The 23,681-nt window shown below is 36.7% G+C and carries 21 protein-coding genes; 18 read left to right on the top strand and 3 right to left on the bottom strand.

Annotated features, from left to right (window positions below):
* The 4 genes from JZO76_RS13285 to JZO76_RS13300 all read left to right on the top strand — a co-directional run bounded on the left by JZO76_RS13285 (position 1) and on the right by JZO76_RS13300 (position 5,535).
* Complete coding sequence (locus JZO76_RS13285) at positions 1-2,040, top strand: cation:proton antiporter (protein ID WP_206905530.1); 2,040 nt, start codon at positions 1-3, stop codon at positions 2,038-2,040.
* An 85-nt stretch (positions 2,041-2,125) separates the two neighbouring features.
* Positions 2,126-4,021: an ABC-F family ATP-binding cassette domain-containing protein gene (locus JZO76_RS13290; RefSeq protein ID WP_206905531.1), complete on the top strand. Its 1,896-nt coding sequence runs from the start codon at positions 2,126-2,128 to the stop codon at positions 4,019-4,021.
* 33 nt (positions 4,022-4,054) lie between these two features.
* Positions 4,055-5,002, top strand: a complete 948-nt coding sequence (locus JZO76_RS13295) for a thymidylate synthase (protein WP_206905532.1) — start codon at positions 4,055-4,057, stop codon at positions 5,000-5,002.
* Positions 5,003-5,034: 32 nt separating this feature from the next.
* Positions 5,035-5,535, top strand: coding sequence for a dihydrofolate reductase (locus JZO76_RS13300; protein WP_206905534.1), 501 nt, complete (start codon positions 5,035-5,037; stop codon positions 5,533-5,535).
* 77 nt (positions 5,536-5,612) lie between these two features.
* Here JZO76_RS13300 and trhA read toward each other — a convergent pair whose 3' ends face one another.
* Positions 5,613-6,266: a PAQR family membrane homeostasis protein TrhA gene (gene trhA / locus JZO76_RS13305; RefSeq protein ID WP_206905546.1), complete on the bottom strand. Its 654-nt coding sequence runs from the start codon at positions 6,264-6,266 to the stop codon at positions 5,613-5,615.
* A 137-nt stretch (positions 6,267-6,403) separates the two neighbouring features.
* On the opposite strand from trhA, the gene JZO76_RS13310 reads away from it, so the two are divergent.
* From JZO76_RS13310 to lepB, 7 genes are all read left to right on the top strand, one after another.
* The gene (locus JZO76_RS13310; protein WP_206905550.1) at positions 6,404-7,249 is read left to right on the top strand and encodes a DegV family protein; all 846 of its coding nucleotides are present in this window, start codon (positions 6,404-6,406) and stop codon (positions 7,247-7,249) included.
* Positions 7,250-7,697: 448 nt separating this feature from the next.
* The gene (locus JZO76_RS13315; protein ID WP_206905553.1) at positions 7,698-8,597 is read left to right on the top strand and encodes an SGNH/GDSL hydrolase family protein; all 900 of its coding nucleotides are present in this window, start codon (positions 7,698-7,700) and stop codon (positions 8,595-8,597) included.
* A 31-nt stretch (positions 8,598-8,628) separates the two neighbouring features.
* Positions 8,629-9,282 (top strand): YpmS family protein, encoded by a 654-nt coding sequence (locus JZO76_RS13320; RefSeq protein WP_206905556.1) that lies wholly within the window; start codon positions 8,629-8,631, stop codon positions 9,280-9,282.
* Positions 9,283-9,286: 4 nt separating this feature from the next.
* Positions 9,287-9,808 carry a peptide-methionine (S)-S-oxide reductase MsrA gene (msrA, locus tag JZO76_RS13325; RefSeq protein WP_206905559.1) on the top strand — a complete coding sequence of 174 codons (522 nt, stop codon included), beginning with the start codon at positions 9,287-9,289 and terminating at the stop codon, positions 9,806-9,808.
* On the top strand, positions 9,801-10,022 hold the full coding sequence (locus JZO76_RS13330) for a YozE family protein (protein ID WP_206905564.1): 222 nt from the start codon (positions 9,801-9,803) through the stop codon (positions 10,020-10,022). Before msrA ends, JZO76_RS13330 begins: the two co-directional genes overlap by 8 nt.
* Before the next feature lie 15 nt (positions 10,023-10,037).
* A complete protein-coding gene (locus JZO76_RS13335; protein WP_206905565.1) occupies positions 10,038-11,468 on the top strand; it encodes a S41 family peptidase in 1,431 nt (476 codons plus the stop codon).
* Between the two features lie 15 nt (positions 11,469-11,483).
* Positions 11,484-12,023, top strand: a complete 540-nt coding sequence (gene lepB / locus JZO76_RS13340) for a signal peptidase I (RefSeq protein WP_206905566.1) — start codon at positions 11,484-11,486, stop codon at positions 12,021-12,023.
* 74 nt (positions 12,024-12,097) lie between these two features.
* Here lepB and mprF read toward each other — a convergent pair whose 3' ends face one another.
* Positions 12,098-14,674 (bottom strand): bifunctional lysylphosphatidylglycerol flippase/synthetase MprF, encoded by a 2,577-nt coding sequence (mprF, locus tag JZO76_RS13345; RefSeq protein ID WP_206905567.1) that lies wholly within the window; start codon positions 14,672-14,674, stop codon positions 12,098-12,100.
* Positions 14,675-14,682: 8 nt separating this feature from the next.
* The gene (locus tag JZO76_RS13350; RefSeq protein ID WP_230708737.1) at positions 14,683-15,435 is read right to left on the bottom strand and encodes an alpha/beta fold hydrolase; all 753 of its coding nucleotides are present in this window, start codon (positions 15,433-15,435) and stop codon (positions 14,683-14,685) included.
* 162 nt (positions 15,436-15,597) lie between these two features.
* Here JZO76_RS13350 and JZO76_RS13355 point away from each other — a divergent pair, with 162 nt between their 5' ends.
* From JZO76_RS13355 to JZO76_RS13385, 7 genes are all read left to right on the top strand, one after another.
* Positions 15,598-16,218: a lysozyme family protein gene (locus JZO76_RS13355; protein WP_206905568.1), complete on the top strand. Its 621-nt coding sequence runs from the start codon at positions 15,598-15,600 to the stop codon at positions 16,216-16,218.
* Positions 16,219-16,313: 95 nt separating this feature from the next.
* Complete coding sequence (locus JZO76_RS13360) at positions 16,314-17,156, top strand: DUF368 domain-containing protein (protein ID WP_206905570.1); 843 nt, start codon at positions 16,314-16,316, stop codon at positions 17,154-17,156.
* A 233-nt stretch (positions 17,157-17,389) separates the two neighbouring features.
* Positions 17,390-19,261: a DNA primase gene (gene dnaG, locus JZO76_RS13365; RefSeq protein ID WP_206905573.1), complete on the top strand. Its 1,872-nt coding sequence runs from the start codon at positions 17,390-17,392 to the stop codon at positions 19,259-19,261.
* Between the two features lie 24 nt (positions 19,262-19,285).
* The gene (gene rpoD / locus JZO76_RS13370) at positions 19,286-20,392 is read left to right on the top strand and encodes an RNA polymerase sigma factor RpoD (RefSeq protein WP_206905576.1); all 1,107 of its coding nucleotides are present in this window, start codon (positions 19,286-19,288) and stop codon (positions 20,390-20,392) included.
* A 252-nt stretch (positions 20,393-20,644) separates the two neighbouring features.
* The gene (locus tag JZO76_RS13375) at positions 20,645-22,561 is read left to right on the top strand and encodes a cell division site-positioning protein MapZ family protein (protein ID WP_242595904.1); all 1,917 of its coding nucleotides are present in this window, start codon (positions 20,645-20,647) and stop codon (positions 22,559-22,561) included.
* A 60-nt stretch (positions 22,562-22,621) separates the two neighbouring features.
* Entirely contained in the window at positions 22,622-23,365 is a 744-nt protein-coding gene (locus JZO76_RS13380; RefSeq protein ID WP_268990956.1) for an AzlC family ABC transporter permease, read from the top strand.
* Positions 23,358-23,681: an AzlD domain-containing protein gene (locus tag JZO76_RS13385; RefSeq protein WP_206905777.1), complete on the top strand. Its 324-nt coding sequence runs from the start codon at positions 23,358-23,360 to the stop codon at positions 23,679-23,681. Before JZO76_RS13380 ends, JZO76_RS13385 begins: the two co-directional genes overlap by 8 nt.

Raw genomic sequence — 23,681 nt, forward strand, 5'->3', positions numbered from 1 at the left:
ATGGAATTAGTTGAATTAATTATTTTAATTGCTGTTGCAATTACTTTTTCAAATATTTTTGCCAAAATTATTCCCACCATTCCTATTTTTTTCATTCAAATATTTTTTGGAATTCTCGTTGGTTTATCGAGTTACGGTCGGACGTTAAATTTTAGGCCGGAAATCTTTCTGGTTTTAATTATTGCTCCGTTGCTATTTCGCGAAGGGGAGCACGCAGATTTACCGGTAATTTTTAAAAACTTTGGTACCATCTTGTCTTTGGCTTTTGGTGGTGTGTTGGTAACACTTGTGGCAGTAGGTTTGACATTGCATACATTGATGCCGACGATCCCTTTAGCTGCTTGTATGGCTTTTGGTGCTGCATTAGGACCTACAGATGCAGTAGCAGTCACTTCGATTACCAAATCGCTGAAAATTCCTGATCGCGTTATGCGGATATTAGAAGGCGAAGGTCTTTTAAATGATGCTTCTGGTGTTACGGCTTTTCAATTTGCAACAGTTGCTCTTATTACGGGTAGTTTTTCATTGTGGCAAGGTTCTTGGCGTTTATTATTTGCCAGTGTCGGTGGGGCTTTAGTCGGGATGATAGTAGTCTGGGGAAAAAGAAAATTAATTCGCTTAATTGAACAACTATCCGCACAAGACGTTACGGCTTATCTACTCATTGAGCTATTGCTTCCTTTTGTGGCCTATGTTTTTTCTGAAATTATCGGTGTGTCGGGAATTATTGCGGCAGTTGTCGCAGGTGTTATGCAAGCTACTGGGCGTCAAAAAGTGACATTGTTTCAAGCAGAACTTGCTAATGTCTCTACTGCAACATGGAATACCATCGTATTTACCTTAAATGGGTTAGTCTTTATCTTTTTAGGAATTGAGATTTCGCAAGTTTTCTCACCGATCTGGGAAAGTGATGTCTATGCAAACTGGCTACTCCTTTTAGTTATTGTGGCAGTTACGGCGATTTTGTTTTTTATCCGTTTCATTTTTTTACTTCTTTTAAATCTTTTTAGTACCAAAAAAGGAAAAGCCAAAACGTGGCAGGAAATCTTACTTTTAACATTTGGTGGTGTGAAAGGAACCGTCAGTTTAGCTACAATTTTTATTTTGCCCACATGTCTTCATGGTGAAATCTTTCCTGAACGTAGTGTTTTGCTATTTTTGACAGCTGGTGTCATTTTATTAAGCCTCGTCATTAGTTTAGCTATTTTACCGCAATTAGCTGATGGTGAAGCGGAGGTTCCCGTGGATGAAAAAGGATTAGCTATTTTAGCTGAAGTCAAAAAAGAATTACGGATAGACCAAAAAGAGACAACTTTAACTGAAAGTGAACAAATTGCCTTAAAAGCGGTTATCCAAAGTTATGAAAATCGCATGTGGGATACGTATACTGCCGCAATGACTGAAAGTGAACGTCAAGAAGTGCAAGAAATTCAAGCTTTGATTATTGGGATTGAGCGAGATGGATTAGATGAAAGTTTTCGCCGCCATGAAATTGACGTGAACACCTATCGCTTTTATTCGCGGTTTATTGCAAATTTCCAACATTCAGTAGGGCAACAAATTTTATCTTTTCTAGCGTTTTGGCTATTGGTTGTACGCCGAGTTATTCGCGTAATTTTACATCCCAAATTATTTTTTGAACGAAGACAAACTACACCAAAACAAATGCAGCCAAATGATTTAAGTCAGATAAAAAAAGTTTATTTGCGTAATACTAAATTAATTAAGCAAAGCTTGACCAGTTTAGATGGTGTTTATGATGAAAAAATTATTGCTCATTTCTTGGAACAACGGCAAAATATGATGGGACGGCTAGAATTAAATGATTTTATGGCTGCGGTCATGATTCGCCAAGATCCAGCTTATATTAAAGAAATGCTACGGGGCTATTATTTAGAGCGAAAAGTAATTGATACATTTGAAACGGCAGGCACAATTACCACTTTTGCGGCAAATGAATACCGACGTAAAGTAAATTTATTAGAATCCTATGCGATGGGCCAGACGGGGAATTTACCCAAAATTCCTTTTTTTAGATGAATTTAAATTAAGCAGATAGGTATTTTGCCTACCTGCTTTTTTTTACAAATAATGGTACAATGTGTGAGATATTGGAGGGGAACAAATGAAAGAATTAAAAGTAGTAGGCTTAAATAAAACTTACGGCGAAAAGACCTTGTTTTGTGATTTAAACTTTATGATCCATGAAAAAGATCGAATTGGTTTAATCGGAATTAACGGGACTGGTAAAAGTAGTTTGTTAAAAATTATTGCCGGCATTGAAAGTGGCGACGGTGATTTGAATCCTCTAGAATATGCCAAAGATTATCGCATTGCCTATTTAGCCCAAGAAAGTGATTTTGCGGGTGATCAGACGGTTTTACAAGCAGTTTTTGAAAGTGATAGTTTAAAAGTTCAAGTCGTTAAAGAATACGAACAGGCCCTGCAGCAACTGACAGAAGATGGTACGAATGAACAAGCTCAAAAACGTTTTGTAAAAGCCGAAGCGGCTATGAATGAGCAAGATGCCTGGCAAACAGATACCAATGCCAAGATTATTTTACAAAAATTGGGTATCCAACAACTAAATGAACCGATTAAAAATTTATCTGGGGGCCAACAAAAACGGGTCGGATTGGCACAAGTTTTAATTGATGAACCTGATTTGCTTTTATTAGATGAACCGACAAACCACTTAGATTATGACGCGATTACTTGGCTGGAAAATTATTTGAAAAATTACCAAGGATCGCTTTTGATGGTCACCCACGACAGGTATTTCTTGGACCGTGTGACTAACCGGATTTTTGAACTAGCAGACGGTGCATTACAAGAATTTAATGGTAATTATGAAAACTATTTAGCCGCAAAAGCGGAAAGAGAACGGGTAAACGCTGAAGCAGAGCAAAAGAAAAAGCAGCTTTATAAACAAGAATTGGCTTGGATGCGTGCTGGTGCAAAGGCAAGAACGACTAAGCAACAAGCTCGTATAAATCGTTTTGAAGATTTAAAAGAGAGTATGGGGCAAAATAAAGGTGATGACCAAGTAAGTATTGAAATTGCGACAAAGCGTCTTGGTAAAAAGGTCGTTGAATTAAAAAAAGCAAATTATGCTTTTGAAAATAAAGTGATTGTAAAAGATTTTGATTTATTAATTCAAGCGCGAGAACGAATTGGTATTACAGGTGAAAATGGTGCAGGTAAGTCGACGCTGCTAAACATTATTGCGGGTAAAATCCCTTTGCAAAGCGGAATTTTAGCAATTGGTGAGACCGTAAGAATGGCCTACTACACCCAACAAAACGATGCCATGGACCCGAATCAGCGAATGATTAGTTATTTACAAGAAGTAGCCGAAATGGTCAAAAAAAATGATGGTACCACAGTTAGTGTAACTGAAATGCTGGAGCGCTTTTTATTTCCGCGTCATACCCATGGGACACCCATTGGAAAACTATCTGGGGGTGAAAAACGGCGCTTGTTTTTATTGAAATTATTGATGAGTCAACCAAATGTCTTGTTGTTAGATGAACCAACCAATGATTTGGATATTGCGACTTTAACGGTTTTAGAAGATTATTTAGATACATTTGCCGGTGCTGTTTTAACAGTTTCCCATGATCGATATTTCTTAGACAAAGTAGCAGAAAAATTACTAATTTTTAATGGCAATGGAAATATTACTTCTTATTTTGGCAGTATCACCGATTATTTAGCCAACAGCTTAGAAGAAGACATGCTACCAAATGCAACAAAGAAGGTAAGTGTGGAAACTACGCATACAAAAGAGGCTGCGATTAAGAAAAAACTAACCTATATGGAACAAAAAGAGTGGGAAACAATTGAAGAAGACATTACTGCCTTGGAAGAAAAAATTGCAGCATTAACTGAAGAAATGAATCATCAAGGAGCAGACTTTACGAAATTACAAGAATTACAAAAACAAATTAGTTCATCTGAAAAAAATTTAGAAGACAAAATGCAACGTTGGGAATATTTAAGCGAATTTGTAGTGGATTAAAGAATTTATCAGTGAAATTTGAGGGGGATATTCATGGAACAAGCATATTTAGATTTAGGGAAAAAACTATTAGAAGAAGGCCACGATAAAGGGGACCGCACAGGGACCGGAACTAAAAGTTTATTTGGCTATCAGATGCGTTTTGATTTAAATGAAGGCTTTCCACTGTTAACGACCAAGCGGGTACCATTTGGCTTAATCAAAAGCGAACTATTGTGGTTTTTAAAAGGGGATACCAATATCCGTTACTTATTGCAACACAATAACCATATTTGGGATGAATGGGCTTTTGAACGCTACATTAAAAGTACAGATTATAAGGGGCCGGATATGACTGATTTTGGTCGGCGCTCACTGGTTGATGAAAAATTTAATGAAGAATATCAAAAACAGTTAAAAGATTTTTGTGAAAAAATTGTTGCCGATGAAAAATTTGCCGCAAAACATGGAGACTTAGGTCACATTTATGGATATCAATGGCGTCATTGGGAAAAACAAGATGGGACGTTTATCGATCAAATTAAAGATGTCATTGAAATGATCAAAAAAAATCCCGATTCACGTCGCTTAATCGTGACTGCCTGGAATCCAGAAGATGTACCTTCAATGGCTTTACCACCATGTCATACGATGTTTCAATTTTATGTCTATGATGGCAAATTAAGTTGCCAGCTCTATCAAAGAAGTGCTGATGTATTTTTAGGTGTTCCCTTTAATATTGCCAGTTATGCATTATTAACACATTTAATTGCCCATGAAACAGGTCTTGGCGTGGGAGAATTTGTGCATACTTTAGGGGATGCGCATTTGTATCAAAATCATATTGAACAAATGAAAGAACAACTATCGCGCGAGGTGAGAAGCGCACCAACATTAGTTTTAAACCAAGAAAAAGCCTCTGTTTTTGATTTTGAGATGGAAGATATTAAAGTAGAAAATTATAATCCTCATCCAACAATTAAAGCGCCAATCGCGGTTTAAGTTTTAGTCAAAAATTTTAAAAGGAGGTAGCCATGCTAGCAGCAATTTGGGCACAAGATCAAAATGGTTTAATTGGCAAAAATGAAGTTCTACCTTGGTATTTACCAGATGATCTAAAATTTTTTAAAGAGATGACATTGGGTAAAACCCTCGTCATGGGGAGAAAAACTTTTGAAGGTATGGGGGGGCGCCCTTTGCCTGGACGAAGGACAATCATTTTAACCCGTAATGAAAATTACCAAGCACCAGTGGGCGTACTTGCTATGAATGATATTAAGCAAGTTATCGCCTATGCAAAAGCAAGTGATCACACGGTTTTTATCGCTGGTGGTGGGGCAATTTATGCGACGTTATTGCCGGCTTGTGACTATATTTTTCGAACGGTGATTGAAGATTCCTTTGAAGGGGATACGTATTTTCCTGAAGTTAAGTGGGAAAGCTGGCGCTTAGTCAAAAAAGTTGCGGGAAAAGTTGATGAAAAAAATAAATTCCCCCACTCTTTTGAAGAATATGAACGCATCCATTTAGACTAAACAAAAAGTGCAATCAAAAGTTAACTTTTGATTGCACTTTTTAACTATATGGAAAGTATAAATTTTTAGATAATTTATTATGTGTAAAGTAAGATGGAAAAATACATGAGACCAGCCCCTAACATGACAAACAAATGCCAGACAACATGCATGAAGCGAATATTTTTAAGACTGTAAAAAAGCGCGCCAACAGAATACGCAACACCGCCTGAAACTAAAAGGGTAGTGCCGACATTGCCTAAAGAAAGCCATAAATCTTTAGCTGCAATTAAGCAAAGCCATCCCATAAATAAATATATGAAAGTTGAGACTTTCGAGACGGTGTCTTTTTTATGCAGCGTCAAGGATTTATAGACAATGCCGCTGATAGCTAAAAGCCAAATTAACGCAAATAATGTCCAACCAAGCCAGCCTTTAACACTTAGTAGGCAAAACGGTGTATAACTACCGGCAATTAAAAGAAAAATTGAATCGTGATCGAAAACTTGGAAGACTTTTTTTGCTTTGGTAAAAATTAAACTATGAAATAAGGTGGAAGATAAAAATAATAAAATCATCATTGAACCATAAATTGCATACGAGACGACGTGAAGAGCTGAGTCTAAACGGGCTCCTTTAACTAATAAGATAACTAAACCAGCTACTGCTAAACCAAAACCGATACCGTGGGTCACAGCGTTTAAGACTTCGTTGACGATTAAATATTTACGGGAAAATTGCGGTTTGTCCACGTATTTACAGCCTCCTTTTAGGGAATGTTCCAAAATTAATGAAAAAACAAAATGTCTCTGTTATACTTAGTGACAGAGCATGTTTAGCTGTATTTTAACATGAAGATGAGCAATGTTAAAGGAAGAGTGAAGGAACCATGGCAAAACTTAAAATAGTTACCGATTCATCGTGTACGATGGAAAAAGCGTTACAAGAAAAATTAGATATTCAAATCGTTCCCTTATCGGTTATGATTGATGGCGTTTTATATAAAGATGATGAAACGTTACCTGGGGAAAAGTTCATGAGTATGATGGCCAGTGCTAAAGAACTGCCTAAAACGAGTCAGCCGCCGATTGGGGAGTTTGTCGAACTTTTTGATGAACTCGGAGCAGATGGCAGTCAGATTTTATCAATTCATATGACAAAAGGCTTAAGTGGGACTGTTGAAGCTGCCCGACAAGCCAGCAACTTGTCAAAAAGTGATGTGACTGTCATCGACAGTGATACAACTGACCAAGGATTATCTTTCCAAGTCATCAAAGCCGCTGAAATGGCACAAGCTGGGAATTCTTTAGCAGAAGTTTTGGTAGCGGTTGAAAAAGTACGGGAAAATACGAAGCTTTATATTGGTGTTTCCACTTTGGATAATTTGGTGAAAGGTGGCCGAATTAGTCGTGCTACTGGCATTTTATCGAATTTATTAAATATGCGCGTTGTAATGGACTTTGATCATTCAGAGTTAATTCCTGTGGTTAAAGGGCGCGGCACTAAAACATTTACCAAGTGGTTTGACGGTTTGAAAAAAGAATTGCAACAAAAAACAAATGTTAAAAGTATTGGGATTTCCCATGCTGATGGGTTAGCATTATGTGAAGAATTTAAAAAGGAACTGCAAGAACTATTTCCAGAAATGCATATTCCTTTGTTGCACACCACGCCAATTATTGCGACCCATACAGGTAAAGGCGCTTTTGCCATCACCTATTATACCGAAGACTAATAATTTGAAGTTGAGACAAAGATAAGTTGGCAAAGTGCCAAAATAAGATAGAAAAGTGCTTTAAAGCTCTTAAGGTTAGTAGTTTTTAAGAGCTTAGCATTTCACTAGACGATTTTGGCAGTTAGCGTCAACTTGTGGTTTTTGTTTCAACTTTTTTATTTTTTCAGCAATAATAAAAAAGACTGCAATAAAAATTGTAGAAAAGTAAAGCTTTATAGGAAAGCGGTGGACAAACTACCCATTTCATGTTTTTTTTGCTAAAATAAGCGGTGCTATAGCTTTTGCTACTAGTCCAGTAAATGTGTGACAAGGCTGGAAGTTTCGTTGTCAAAAAAAGCGCATGGTTTAATCTTTTTGTTAAGGAATAGAAATTATTTTACCCAAATTTGTAACAGGATGTTTTTTAATCATCAATAATAGTTTATTTAATTAAAAGGAGGTTTAGCTTTTGAAATTTTTTAAACCCCTGATTACGCTTTTAAGCGTAGGAATTGGAGCATTGCTTATTTATATCGTATTAAATCAGACGATTCCGCAGGCAAAACCAATTTTAAAGCCTGCCCAAGTTAGTGAAGTGGTAAAAAATCAAAAGGAAAAACTTCACTTTGTCGCCATTGGGGATTCCCTAACTGAAGGCATCGGCGATGAAACAAAACGGGGTGGTTTTGTACCGATAGTAACCAGTGATATTACAGAACGTTATCGTTTAACGAGTGTGGAAGTGGAAAACTATGGTGTTGCTGGTGAACGCAGCGATCAGATTTTAACGCGCTTGAAAAAAGAGGAGTCAATTTTAGCAAATGTTGCTACTGCCGATATTCTAACGTTAACGGTGGGGGGCAACGATTTAATGAAGGTCATCCAAGATAACTTCTTTGGTTTATCGATTAAGACTTTTAAAAGACCACAAGAAAAGTATCAAAAAAGAGTGGCTGAAATTATTGCGCTAATGCAAAAACAAAATAAAAATGCTCCAATCTATGTCTTTGGTATTTATAATCCTTTTTATTTAAACTTTCCTGAAATTACCGATATGCAAAAAATTGTTGATAACTGGAATTTAGCGACTGAAGAAACCACGAAAACATTCAAAAATGTCTACTTTATTCCAATTAATGACCTGTTATATCGGGGTTTAGATAATGAGGTAGGTATTGATAGTACCCTGGATTCTTCAACCGAAGATGAGATAAAAAGTTCTGATAGTAGTGATTTAAATATTGTAGACAACAACGCTTTGTATGATCAAGATAAATTTCACCCCAATAATTTAGGCTATCAGTTAATGGCAAATGCATTGCGGGATGAATTAATCAAAACACAAGCACAATGGCTAATTAAAAAGTAGACCAGAAAATAAAGACGAGGAGCAGTCACATATGACAGAGAATAAATCAACGCAAACTCGCGAAGAAAAACAAGCATCAAAAAAATTTGACCTAAAAAAAATGAACGGCTGGAAGATTGCCTTTTTGTGTTTAATTGCTTTTGTTTTAGGAACAGGTGTGTTTTTGGGGACACGAATTTTTTCCATTCGCGAACCCGATTATAGTAAAACAACAAAAGTATTAGACAAAAAAGGACAAGAAGTAACGACGATCTCCATGAATAAAAGTCAATTGAATGCTTTGATTGATTACTATTTAACCGATTTTCAAAAAGATAGTAGTGTGAAGTATCAATTTGCTTTGGAAAATGAAGCAATGCTTTCGGGGGAAACCAAAGTATTAAATTTTCCTGTACATTTTTATTTGTATTTTGATCCTTTTGTGATGGAAAATGGCAATATCCAATTACGGGCGAAAAGCATGTCGATTGGCACACTTGGTTTACCGATTGAAGAAGTAATGAAATTGGTAAAACGTGGTTATGATTTTCCAGAATGGATTGAGGTAAAACCAAAAGATAAATCGATCACGTTGCGCTTGGATCAATTTCAATTACCTACGGGACTTTTCGTCAAAGCAAAAAAAATCAATTTAATTGACGATGAGATTCAGGTAGGCTTATATTTACCGGAAAGAAAGGACTGATTTGATGGAACGAGCAATTTTTGCTGGTGGATGCTTTTGGTGCATGGTGCAACCTTTTGATGAGCAACCTGGTATTTATACAGTAACCTCTGGTTATACTGGGGGGCATGTTAAAAATCCAACTTATGAACAAGTTTTGACCCACACAACAGGTCATACCGAAGCTGTTGAAATTATTTTTGATCCAGCAGTGATCCGTTATACCGATTTATTGCAAATTTATTGGCAACAAACTGATCCAACGGACGCCTTTGGTCAATTTCAAGATCGTGGTGATAATTATCGGCCGGTAATTTTTTATTTGAACGAAGAACAAAAAGTTGCAGCTTTAAAAAGTCGTCAAGCTTTAGCTGACAGCGGTATTTTTAAAGAACCAATTGTCACGCAAATTGAGCCTGCGCAACCTTTTTATGAAGCAGAGGGGTATCATCAAGATTATTATAAAAAAAATCCCCAAAACTTTGCTTTAAATCATCAAAGAAGAGCAGAATTTATCAAAGAGCATTGGGAGGATTTTGATGCGTAGAAGTTTTTATCACTATGTTCTTACCTTAAAAGGTCCCAATCACTTAAGTGAAGAGCAAGTTTTTGCCAATCATGTTAGTTGTGATATTCAATTTCCAAAACATACTAGTGATTATGATGAATTATCGAGTTATTTAGAAATGAATGTTGATTATTTATCTAGCATGGATATTTTTGACCGTATTTATGAACAATACGTGGAAAACAATCGTTAAGAAAGTAGGCCAGGGATGAAAAAAATATCCATAAAATTATACCTCATCTCTTTACTTGCAGCGGCACTTTTATTTGGTGGTGGCGGTTATTTATACGGTACGCTGCACGAGTTGCAAAAAGAATCCCGTAGCCCTCAGACAGATGAGCTGGCTAAAGTACATCAATTATACGACGAAATAAAAAGCAGCTATTATCGAGATGTTGATTCTAAAACTTTAGTAAATGGTGCTCTTAAAGGTATGACAGAGGCTTTAGGTGACCCGTATACAACCTTTTTAGATGAAGAAGGTTCTAGTCAGCTCAATCAATCACTATCCGATAGTTTTGAAGGAATTGGTGCTACTTTGCAAATAAAAAATGATTATCCTGAAATAGCGCAAGCACCAATTAAAGATACACCGGCTGCTAAAAAAGGTTTGAGGGCAAAAGATATCATTTTAAAAGTAGATGATATGGCAACTAAAGGTAAAAAATTAGATGAGGTCGTTAGTAAAATTCGAGGTAAAAAAGGAACTGAGGTAACTTTAGAAATTAGGCGGGGGCATGAAACGTTTACCACGAGTCTAAAAAGAGCAAAGATTTCCATACACACCGTAACAGATAAAATCAGCGCGGATGACAAACAAATTGGTGTAATTCAAATTGCTAGCTTTGGTGAAAATACTGCCAAAGAATTAAAGGATGCCATTGTTTCATTGCGCAAACAAGGCGCAAAGTCATTTATTTTAGATGTACGACAAAATCCTGGTGGCTTATTAGATCAAGTTGAGGAAATGGCGAGCATGTTTTTAAAAGATGGTCAAACAATTGTTGAATTTAAAGACAATCATCGAACCGTGTCAAAAGCGGTGGCGGGCGAAAAGTTTGATCAAGGTTTTAAAGTCAGTGAACCAAGTGTCGTATTAGTTGACGGTGGTTCTGCTTCGGCGGCAGAAATCTTTGCAGCGGCTTTAAACGAGTCTGCTAATATACCAATTATTGGGACGACAACTTTTGGTAAAGGAACGGTTCAAACGATTAGCCCAATTGATGACAAGAGTAGTTTAAAACTAACCGTAAGTAAATGGCTAACGCCAAAAGGCCATTGGATTCACGAAAAAGGATTAACGCCAACCATAAAAGCTGATTTTCCCGATTACGCTTATCTTGCGCCTTTACCGCGGGATAAAGAATTAAAAGAAGGACAAACATCAACAGAGGTTAAACGCTTGAATCGCTTTTTAGCGGCGCTGGGGTATGATACAAAAGAAGATGTTTTTACCGCGGAAACGACAAATGCTTTAAAAGATTTTCAAAGTAAACATAAATTGTCTGTAACCGGCATTTTAAATAAAGAAACAGCTGATGCAATTGAAAATGAACTGGCACTACAAATCAGGGCCCATGATGCAGCTTACAACAGGGGAATTACTGAATTAAAAAAAGAAATGACAGCAAAGAAGTGATGCAGGAGAAATGGTATGAAAAAATTTAAAGATTATTTTTGGATGACAATAAAATATGCCATTATTGCACTTTCACTTGCTATTTTAGTTCGTGGTTTTTTGTTAATTCCAGTACCGGTTGAGGGAAATTCGATGGAGACAACTTTGAAGCAAGGGGATATGGTTGTCATGGAAAAGATTTCTAAAATTAAACGTTTTGATGTGGTTGTTTTTCAACTTGCAAGTGGTACAACGTATATTAAACGTGTCATCGCGTTACCTGGAGATGAGTTGCGTTATGATAATGACAATCTTTATATTAACGGTAAAAAAGTCCCAGAAAAATTTTTAGTTGCAAATAAGCGGCACTTGGCAGATGAAGGTTCATTTACCAATGACTTTTCTTTAGAGGAGTTGACGGGGACTAAAAAACTGGCACGAGACAGTTATTTTGTTATGGGAGATAACCGGCGTATTTCAAAGGACAGTCGCTCTTTTGGTGCCATTAAGTCCCAAGATATTTTAGGCAAAGCTCGTTTTGTTTATTATCCTTTGAAACATTGGCGTATTATTTAAAAAAACCGGAGCAATTTAATTGCTCCGGTTTTTTTGCGTAGTGATTTTACGCTTAATTTAAGTCTGAAAGCTGTTTAACGTTTCAAGAAACGCTTAACACCGTGAAGGGGCGTATTTTTGCCAACGGCGCGATTGTCAATAAATAAAATGGCTAACATAACGTAAGCTATCCAGCTGTCTCTGGAATACAAGGTGTAGCGAGAACGCCATTGACTGGCATATTTTTCTTTATAGTCTCGTAAACCTTGGAAAGAATAAAATCGGGAACCAAACTCATAAACTAAATAGGCAATTCGTTCTTGAATAAAACTTTTGCGGGATTGTCCAACATTTGAAAGTGGGGCCATGCCTAAATCAAAATATTGAATACCTTCGTTTTGCATATAAGCAAATAAATTAACAAATAGAAAATCCATACTACCAGATGGGGCTTTGTCAGCATGGTGTCGCATTAGATCAATCGTTCCAATTTCTTTTGTATAAGTTGGAATAATGTTCGCAAAAGAGACGATTTCTCCTGCGTTATTTTTCACTACAGCCATTGGTCCGCGTTGTAAATAATCTTCATCAAAAAAGCCAAGTGAGAAGCCTTTTTCCTTGCGGCCATCTAACCAACTATCGGAAATTTCTTTAAAAGTAGCCATGGTTTCAGTCGAATAAGGCGGTTGGATAACTTCAAAGGTAAAACCATTTTTCTCAATTTTGTTTAAGACCGCTCGTGTCCCCTTCATTTTCTTACCTGAAGTTGTAAAAGTATCCAACTCAACTAAAGCTTCTTCACCCATTTTGATAAAGTCGTATCCTAATTCATGCAAAATCATAACGGTGTCTTCGTCTGTTTCATAAAAGACAGGCAAGTAACCTAACACATCGGCATCGCGGATAAATTGCGCAATAGCTGCTTCAAAATCTGATTTTTTACCATTAGGACTACCCATCACGATATTTTTATTATTATAGGTAGCAAATTGTAAAAAGACAGTGTCATCAGTACCATCGTTATAAACATAAATATTTTTGTCTTTTAAATAAACTAATTGAGAATCTGAATTTCCACCGTAAGTGTTTAATATATGACTGACTTTGGCTTCGTTGAACGTTTCGCCAGGCTGCTTTTTCTTTCCTTGCAAGTAGCGGACAAAAAGTAAAATAAACAACGCGATTACTAAAATAGCAATAAAGCCTGAAAACCATAATTTTTCAGATGGAAACAAGAAAAAGCTAATGATTTTTTTGTGGTGATGGGGAAATGTTGGTAAATTGTAAATCCCAATAATTAAATACAATAAAGTTAATCCACCAATAATTATGCCATCAATGGTCAACTGCTCAAAAGAATAAACCAATTGTTCGCGGAATAATTCTGTTTTTGATAAAAGTGTAATGAGTAGAATCAGGCTTAAAAAGATAACTGCAACAAGACTAAAATCAATTAAAAAGGTGTAAATAATGGCAGCTACAAGCAACATGATCGTAGGAAAGTAAGCTCGTTTTACCCTTGAGGCAATCGCGCGCCCCATAATCAATAAGCTAAATCCTAAAATGATACTAGGAAACTGAACGATAATATGAAAACGAAATGGATTGACATGTTGCAGCCATTTGAATTCTGAAAAAGCTTGGGGAACAGTCGCCATTAAGACCATCATAATGCCAGAAAAATATAACATAGCTACTTCAATTTTATGGAAAACCTCTAATGTCAACTGTTTAGGAATACCAGAGTAGCGGGTATCCACTTTAGTCCATAAATTTTTGAAAAACAGCACTAATCCAATTGCAAAAGGAATCAAGTAATAAAAAATACGGTACAATAGCAGCCATGCAATAACTGTTTCACGATTAATTCCCAGATTGGATAATCCTAAGATCATCATAATATCAAAACTGCCTAGTGCACCTGGAATCATGGAAACAATCCCAATGACAGAAGCAGCAATGTAAAGGGGTAAAACTTGCCATAATGGAAACGGAACTTCCATTAGATAGCCAATTGCTAAAAATGAACCGGCGACACCTGTCCACTCAAGAAAAGAACTGGCAATTAATTCCAAGCGATACTGTGGCTTTAAGCCGCCTAACAAGCCGGTTTTTTTGAAGTGGGTGATAAGTAAAACAACGGGAAAATATAAGCCACCACCGATTAACCAAATCCAATATTGTTTTAAATAAGGATTGATATCTGTGAACATCACTAAAAAAAACGAAATAAGACTATAAATAGAAAGACCAGACATTAAAAAAATTAAAATCTTGGATAAGGCACTTGCGACATCTTTGCCTTTTTGTCCTTTGCCAAAAAATTCAGAGCGTAAACCGATACTAACAAATCCGCCAAAGCCTGCGATATTATTAATCGTGTTGATTAACCAACTCGTTTCAAAAATATAACTTTTTTTATGGTCTAAATTTAACATTTTATTTAAGGTGAAGTCATAACCTACCATCGGCAAGACCGCTACAAGACCAATTACAAGCATTAAAAAGACTTTATAGATAGGTACATCAACTAATGTCATCTTTAATTGATCAATATTAATGGTTTTACTGATGGAGATTAATTCACCGGCGACAATTATGATAACAGCAAATAGAAAAATTGTTTTTAAAATACTTTCATAGCTTTTTACTTTGGTAATAATTTTTTGCATACCAACACCTACTTTTCTTGTAAAAATTTGTAAACAACATGGTTGAAATATTCTGGGTGACGTTGTGCAGCTGTGTGACCAGCTCTTTTTATCAAAATTAACGTACTATTCGCTAAAAGAGCGGCAATTTTTTTGGTGTGACTAGTCTTAATGACATCTTGTGTGCCTGCGATTACTAAAGTAGGCGCGACAATTTGCTTTAAATCGGCTTCGGTTAGGGGTAAGTCATCTATCATTAAGCCGAGCATATTTTTTTGGCGATAAAAATAGTGACTGAAAAGACCTAAAAAGGCAGAGGCAAAATAACCGAATTGGGTGGCGATTTTTGGTGGCCATTTTTCTCCGCTTAAGCGATAATTGCCGGAATTTAAAATTAGCTTTTCTATTTTATCAGGAAAAATATGGGCAAAAACCATGGCGAGATTAGCACCGTCGCTGAAACCTAATATACTTGCTTTACTGAGCTTTAGTTGCTCCATGACTTCGGCTAAGTCACCAGCTAAAAGTCGAAAATTAAGTTCATTGGCTTTGTTATCAGAACGGCCGTGACCGCGGGTGTCAAGTACGATGCAGTCAAAATAAGCAGCAAAAAAAGGAATTTGCTCTTTGAAGTAGCGACCACTGCTGTTATTACCATGTAAAAAAATTAAAGGCTTCCCTGCACCGTAGCGCTCATAATAAAGCTTTGTTTGATCGTTTAAAAAAATATAGCCGTTTGTCATGGACATCCCCTCAATTTCATTATAACGATTGTTTAACATTCTGAACAATGATACGGGTAACAATGAACAAACAATACTGTAAGTTAGCGGCACGAAATCTTTTGTTTTTCTAAAATTATTCCAAAGAATCTAGTTAGACATAGTCACAGGAATTTAGAAATAGTAGTATAGAAAAATACTCAGAAGATTTGGATGGTTTATATGTTTAAAAAGATTAGCAAGTTCTTATTGAAAATTATCGTTTTGATCGTTTTAATCGGTGTCATGGTGACAGGATATCGCAATTATCAAATACTAAAACGGGTGCATCAATATGATGCTATCGTGGCACAAACAGTAAAAAAATATCAAATTCAAGATCAAAAACAATTGGCACAAGCAATTATTTTTACAGAGTCAAAAGGTCGGGGCTCTGATATTATGCAAAGCTCTGAAAGCAGTTATGGCCAGCAGAATAAAATTGCCACTTCTGATGAAAGCATTGACGCAGGAGTAAATTTTCTGGCACAAGCTATTAAAAAGGCAAAAGATGCCGATTGTGACATTTGGACGGCGGTTCAGGCTTATAACTTTGGCCTCGACTATGTTGATTACGTTGCAAAAAATGGTGGTAAAAATACATTAAAGTTGGCGGAAAGCTATTCTAAAAATGTTTTGTCACCAATTTTAGGGAATGAAGAGCAAACAAAATATCGCTATTGGGGACTGCAGTCTATTTTTTACAATGGAGGATTTTTATATCACAATGGCGGCAATTTATTTTATGCTGACGTGGTAAAGATGAATGAAAAGAAAATCAATTGGACAAACTTTCTATTTTAACTTGCAAGCCAAGGCAAGTATGCTAAACTTTAAAAGGGAATTTTCATTAGCTATGTTGTTTAATTTGAATTTATGATGAGGAGTGTTTAGTTGTAATGGAAAAATCAATGTCAAAAGAGGCGAAAACCAAAGATTGGCTATTGCGTTTTGTCAAAGGGGTGTTTATTGGCTCTGGCTTTATTTTACCTGGGGTTTCTGGCGGAGCGTTAGCAGCAATTTTTGGTATTTATGAACGGATTATTTCTTTTTTAGCTCATATTACCCGCAACTTTAAAGAAAATGTTTTGTTTTTTATCCCAGTTGGACTAGGCGGTGTTACGGGAGTATTCTTGTTATCTTTTGTCGTTAGTTTTTTACTGGGAACTTATGAAACAATTATTTTATGGTTTTTTGTAGGCTGTATCATTGGAACTGTACCGGCTTTATGGCAAGAAGCAGGAAAAAAAGGGCGGAGTACGCGAGAAATTATCATCTTAGCAGTCAGCTTTGTTTTGGGCTTTTTGTTCTTATGGAAAGGTTCTGGCTTATTCTCACATGTGGATCAAAACTTTTTCACCTGGGTTATTGCTGGTGGCTTAATTGGTCTGGGAATGATCGTGCCTGGGCTTAGTCCTTCTAACTTTTTAGTTTATATGGGAATGTATAAGGCTATGTCTGACGGCATTAAAGATTTGAATTTCAGTGTGATTATTCCAATTGGCATTGGTGGGATTGTGACCGTTTTAGGCTTATCAAAAGTAATGGATTATATTTTTAGTAAAGCGTATCCGCAATTATTCCATTTTATTTTAGGAATTGTTTTTGCTTCAACCGTGATGATTGTCCCAACAAATTACAGTGGTTTTAATCTCGGTAGTTATGCAGGCTGCTTTGTCTTGTGTGTGTTAGGTATATTATTAGGAGCTTGGATGAGTAAACTAGAAGATCAATACAAATAAAAAGTATTTGAACATTCAAATATGAAAGATTAACAAATTATCTTTTTGCAACCACTATTTTTTTGCTTTTTTCAATTACGACACTTTGGGGCGTAACACTTGAAAAACAATAAGAATATGTTAGAATATAGTTTGTATTATTGGGTCTTTTTTGAAGTCGCGCTGATTTTTAATTAGTGCGATTTTTTACCGATAACAATTATTTAATAATTTGCAGGCTGGAGGTGAGTGAAGTGGCAAGAATACCTCAGAATGTAATTGATGAGATTCGTGAAAAAAGCAATATCGTCGAAGTCATCGGCCAATACGTTCAGCTTAAAAAAGCCGGCAAAAACTATGTAGGCTTATGTCCTTTTCACGAAGAAAAAACACCTTCTTTTTCTGTTGCTGAAGATAAGCAGATTTTCCATTGTTTTGGTTGTGGTCGTGGCGGCAATGTTTTTGGTTTTGTGGAAGAATTGGAAGGGTTAACTTTTCCAGAAGCAGTGGCTAAGGTGGCTGAGATTGAACAAATTCCTTTTGCCCCTGAGTACAAAATTGATACGCAAGCACACACGCTAAACTCGCCGCAGCAAGGGCTAATTAAGCTCCACGAAAAAGCAAAAGAAGTATATCATCATATGTTGGTAAACACTGCTGCTGGACAAGCTGCGCTAGATTATTTGTTAAACCGCGGCTTAACAGAAGAGCTGATTGCAGAATTTGAGATTGGCTTTGCTCCAAATGAAAGACAGTTTTTACGGCAAGTTTTTGCAAACGAGAAAGTTGAGACTGCACTTCTAGCACAGACAGGACTTTTTGTTGAGCGGGAAAATGGAGAATTGGCTGATCGTTTTTACCAGCGGATTATGTTCCCAATCCATGATGCAAAGGGAAAGACAATTGGTTTTTCCGGCAGAATTTTAACAACAGAAGAATTCAAAGGAGAAAATCAACCGAAATATTTGAACTCGCCGGAAACTGAATTATTCAACAAACGGCAAGTACTCTTTAACTTTGATAAAGCCAGACCAACTATTCGTAAAGAAAATACGGTGTTTTTATTTGAAGGATTTATGGATGTTATCGCGGCATGGCAGTCTGGTGTGAAAAACGGAATTGCCAGCATGGGAACGAGTTTAACTAGTCAGCAAATCACTGCAATTGAACGCGTTGCTGGTGAAATTGTCATTAGCTATGATGGAGATAAAGCAGGATTAGCTGCTACTGATCGTGCGATTGGCTTATTGGCTGAACACAGTAATTTGGATTTGGCAATTTTACAATTACCAGAAAAACTCGATCCAGATGAATATGTAAGAAAATATGGTAGTGCGGCGTTTTATGATTTGGCGTATCACGGGCGTGAGACGGTTTTTGGTTTTAAAATGGCCTACTTGCGCCAAAATCGTAATTTAGGTAATGAAAAGGAACAATTGGATTATGTTACGGAGCTGTTGCAAGAATTGGCAAAAGTCGATTCTTTGTTAGCACAAGATCGTTATTTAACCCAAATTGCAACGGAGTTTCATTTAAGTCGTGAAACATTGCAACAACAACTAAGTGAATTTAAACAAGTGCGTCGGCAAGCAGAAAAAAAGCCAACCCAACCAAAGGCTGACTATGAACAAGCAAGTCCAAGTCATGATGTGAGTGGCGACTCATCAAGCACTGTATTGCCTCAGACACCAAAACGGGCGTTAACACAGGTGGAACGTGGTGAGCAGTTGGTTTTATATCGACTTTTCAACGACAGTTCATTACTGGCACGCCTACAGCAAGCGCAATTAGTTTTTATTCACGACGAGTACCAAACAATTTATTTTATGTATGAAAACTTTATTGAGAGTTTTGGTAGTTTTTCGCTACCGGATTTTCTCGATTATTTGACGGAGACGTCAATAAAAAATAAAGTGATTGAAATTGCTTATCTCACTGTGCCACAAGATTCTTCAGAAGAAGAAATAAAAAGCATTTTGCGTTTATTCCAAAAGGCGCGCATTGCTGAAAAAATTAATCAAAAGAAATTTCTGCAGCAAGAAGCAAGTCAATTGGGCAATATGCAACAGGCATTGGAGTTGGCAGTTGAAATAATAGATTTAACAAAAAAATTGCAGCAAGCTTAACTACACAAAGGGGGCCTTCTTTTCATGGCAAAAGAACAAAACACAGAATATGATAAAGCGGTAAATGCTTTTATCAAAGAAAATAAACCCAATGGCCAAGTCGTATACGACGAGTTGTCCAATAAATTGGCCACACCTTTTTCATTAGATGCTGATGCAATGGACAAATTAATCCAAAAAGTCGAAGATGCTGGTATCAGTGTTGTTGATGAAAATGGTGAACCGTCTGTTCACAGCTTAAAGAGCAATGAAAAAAAAGCAGAAGCAGCTAAACAAGAAGATTTATCTGCCCCGACAGGCGTTAAAATCAACGATCCTGTGCGGATGTATCTAAAAGAAATTGGCCGGGTTCCGCTTTTAACAGCTGAAGAAGAAGTTGAACTAGCTTTAAAAATTGAAGAAGGCGATCAAGAAGCAAAACAACGCTTGGCAGAGGCTAATTTGCGTTTAGTTGTTTCGATTGCAAAACGATATGTTGGGCGCGGAATGCAATTTTTGGATTTAATTCAAGAAGGCAATATGGGCTTGATGAAAGCCGTTGAAAAATTTGATTATCGTAAAGGCTTCAAATTTTCAACATATGCGACGTGGTGGATTCGCCAAGCAATTACACGGGCTATCGCTGACCAAGCCCGGACGATTCGTATTCCTGTGCACATGGTTGAAACTATCAATAAATTAATTCGAATTCAGCGACAATTGCTACAAGATTTAGGTCGGGAACCAACGCCTGAAGAAATCGGAGCTGAAATGGATTTGCCAACTGAAAAAGTTCGCGAAATTTTAAAAATTGCACAAGAACCTGTTTCATTGGAAACGCCAATTGGTGAAGAAGATGATTCACATTTGGGTGATTTTATTGAAGACCAAGAAGCAACAAGTCCTGCTGAACATGCAGCTTATGAATTATTAAAAGAACAACTTGAAGATGTTTTGGATACTTTAACAGACCGAGAAGAAAATGTCTTACGTCTCCGGTTTGGTCTTGATGATGGACGTACTAGAACCCTTGAGGAAGTCGGAAAAGTCTTTGGTGTTACCAGAGAACGGATTCGCCAAATCGAGGCAAAAGCACTACGAAAATTGCGCCATCCATCTCGTTCTAAACAATTAAAAGATTTCTTAGAATAAAAAAACTGTTGCGCTATAAAAATGGCGCAACAGTTTTTTTATACGGCTAATTTTTAGTAAACGTTTTGCACCCGTAATTTTCTTAATAAAATCCTAACTTCCTATCCTAAGCCGAAACGTTTATAATAGACTAGATAGTCTGGCAGTTTTTTAGCTGGCTAATGTGAAATCAAAGTTTTATGCAGAAAGGAAGCAAGAAAAACAGTGATTAACAAATGTCCCCACTGTGGGTTTGAACCTCTTGAGGGTAAAATGGTTTGTCCGCGTTGTGGTGAAGAAATAAAAGAAAATATTGCCGGGAAACTTGCAACGATTAAAGAAAACAATCGCGAAAATAATGATTCCGTTAAATGGTCGGATTTTAAAGATGTTTCAATTGGTTCAGTGATGGAAGAGTCTTTAAATGAAGCGACAAAAGAAGATGATTTGGCTGATGTGAATCCAATTTTAGCTGATTATATTAAAAAGCATAAAGATGACTATGAAGAAGACGAGTCGACACCAGCAGTTAAACAAATCAAAGCTGAAGATAAGGACGAGAAAATTATAGCGGGCAACGAAGAGGCTAAAGAAGAGTTATCTAACTTTCAGTCAAAGAATGAAGAAATTGACGAAAGTAAAAAGGATTCCAGAACGTACGAAAAAGACACTGCCGCCAGTGAAGAGCTAAATGAGGAACAAAGTGAAGCACCAAGTGAAGCGCTAAACGAAGAGCCAAGTGAAAAATCGCAAAAAGAAGCAAAAACAATAAGTGAAACGACGGTGTCAAAAGCGGCTTCAGTCACAAAGAAGACAACTACAGCTACAGATGAAATAAAAGTTGCCACAAGCAAAGGCGAAGAAACTGAAGCTGACCATATGCTGCCAAAATCAACTTTACCAACAAAAGAGCAAACAGATGTAGACCAGGATAAAAAAGAAGACGCCGTTTTACCATCTGAAGCAAGCAAAATACCTAAGGAAACTGAAAAAAATGAAATTGATCCTGCGGCACTTAATGATAATAACAAGCCAACAACGTCTAAAGCACCGAAAAAGAAATGGCCATATGTTCTTTTAGCCGCAGTACTTGTCTTAGGTGGAGGAGTTGGCTATTATGGTTATGATCAAAGTGTAAAAGCTACGGCGCAAAAAGAGCAACAACAAATTGAAAAACAAGAAACAGTTATCCAAAACCAACTGGCTGACTTTTATACTGATAAGCAGCAACAATTTGTTAAAGCGGATAAAACAAGTGATGAACTAACGGATTTAACCGCGCAAGTTAAAGAGTTAACACAAAAAGCTAGCAATACTGAAACGAAAGATCGCGCTCACCATTTAACCAATGAAATTGGCCGTATCAAAGAAAAAATTGCCACTGTTACACGTGTAAATAATCTGTTTGAAAGTCCGATTATAAGTGGTGACCAAGTGAAAAAAGATATCGCAATCAAAGGTGACGCAATAAATGTTGAAGTGTTAACTGCAGAAGATGAATTTGCAAAAACAATCAACGGCGTGATTAGTGAAGCCAAGTCTCAGTTTAATGATTTAACAAGCGCCCAAAAAGCCGTGACTGTTGTATATGCAGACAATAAGGTTAAAGATAAAGCGACGCGCACACAATATCAAGCTGCCCAAAAAGCAGTAGCAAAACTGGTCAACGGCAATCAAAAACAAACTTTAGTGGCTAATTTAAAAAAAGTTGATGCTGAATTAGGCAAGGAAGAAGCAGCTGCGGCTAAGAAAAAGCAAGAGCAAGCAGAAGCTGCTGCCAATGCCGCCAAAAAAGCGCAGAGTACTACTAGCAGTCAAAATTCACAAGCAGGTAGTTTACCGGCAGAAGCATCACCAAATATGCGCCCCAATACAGACAATGCACCAATTATGGCCACAAATCCAAGTGCTGTAGCAGATAGTGCAAATCCTGCCTGGGTCTGGAATTCTGGTATCCAAGAAAAAGTTATTCAAACCTGTATTGATCGGGGTTATATTGTTGCTGGTGGTTATTATTTAGAACCTGTTACGATTGAAAATGGCGAAGGGTATTATAACTTGTATGCTACTAATACGCAGTCTTCTTTACTAAAAGGAATTTCGGCAAAAGCTTTACCATATTACATTGTCACAATTAATTGTAAAACAGGTTATTTCCGTGGTAACGGCAATGACCATACCATTCGATAGTAAAAAAACGAATATTATTTATTTTCTGATAATTGCTTGTCTTGCCCTCTTTTTTTCGTTATGATTAAAAGCAAACGAAAAGAAGGGGGCATTTTTGTGGAAGAAGTACAGCGTTATGAAAGCTTTTCAGATGGTGTGAAAGCTTGTGTGCCCACAATGTTAGGCTATATTGGAATTGGTTTTGCTGCAGGTGTTGTGGAAAAAGGTGTGGGACTTTCCCTTTTAGAAATTTTATTGTTATCGTTATTTGTTTATGCAGGTAGCGGTCAATTTATTATTTGTGGTTTATTAGCAATTCAAGCGCCGATTTCGACTATTATTTTAACGGTCTTTTTAGTTAATTCGCGGCATTTTTTGATGAGTTTATCAGTAACTAGCTATTTTAAACCCTACTCAATTTTAAATAATATCGGCATTGGTACACTTTTAACTGACGAATCTTATGGTGTTTTAACAACAGCGCTGCAAGAAAAACGACCGTTGACTGCAAAATGGATGCACGGACTAAATGTTGCTGCCTATTTGACTTGGACTTTAGCCAATGTGTGCGGAGGCCTTTTAGGTCAATTTATTCCTGATCCAAATCGATTTGGCTTGGATTTTGCATTAACCGCGATGTTTTTAGGCTTATGTTTATTTCAAATTGAGTTACCATTAAAAAAAAGAACGAAACAAACACTACAAGTGCTTGCTAGTGTCGTTATCGCCTTAGTTTTATTTATGCGGTTTACTTCGGCTGAAATTGCAGTAATTGCGGCAACTTTGATTGGTTGTTTAGTAGGGACGGTGACTCATGATGCTTAATTTGAATATCTTGATTTTAATTTTAGGCTGTAGTATCGTCACTTGGATTCCACGAATTCTACCTTTTGCCTTTGCGCAAAAATTGAAATTTCCTCCTAGAGCGGAAATATTTTTATCGTATTTACCCCTTTGCATTTTATTTGCCCTTTTAATACAGAGTTTGCTGAACTTTAGATCAGGAAATTGGCCTACTATTAAAGGACCAGAAGTACTTGCCAGCATCCCTGCTTTAATGGTAGGTTACTATACGAAGGACTTAATGAAAATTGTGATTGTCGGCATTGTAGCGATTGCTTTAATCCGACTAGTCATCTAG

The organism is Candidatus Enterococcus myersii (assembly GCF_017316025.1).
Lineage (GTDB): Bacteria > Bacillota > Bacilli > Lactobacillales > Enterococcaceae > Enterococcus_C > Enterococcus_C montenegrensis.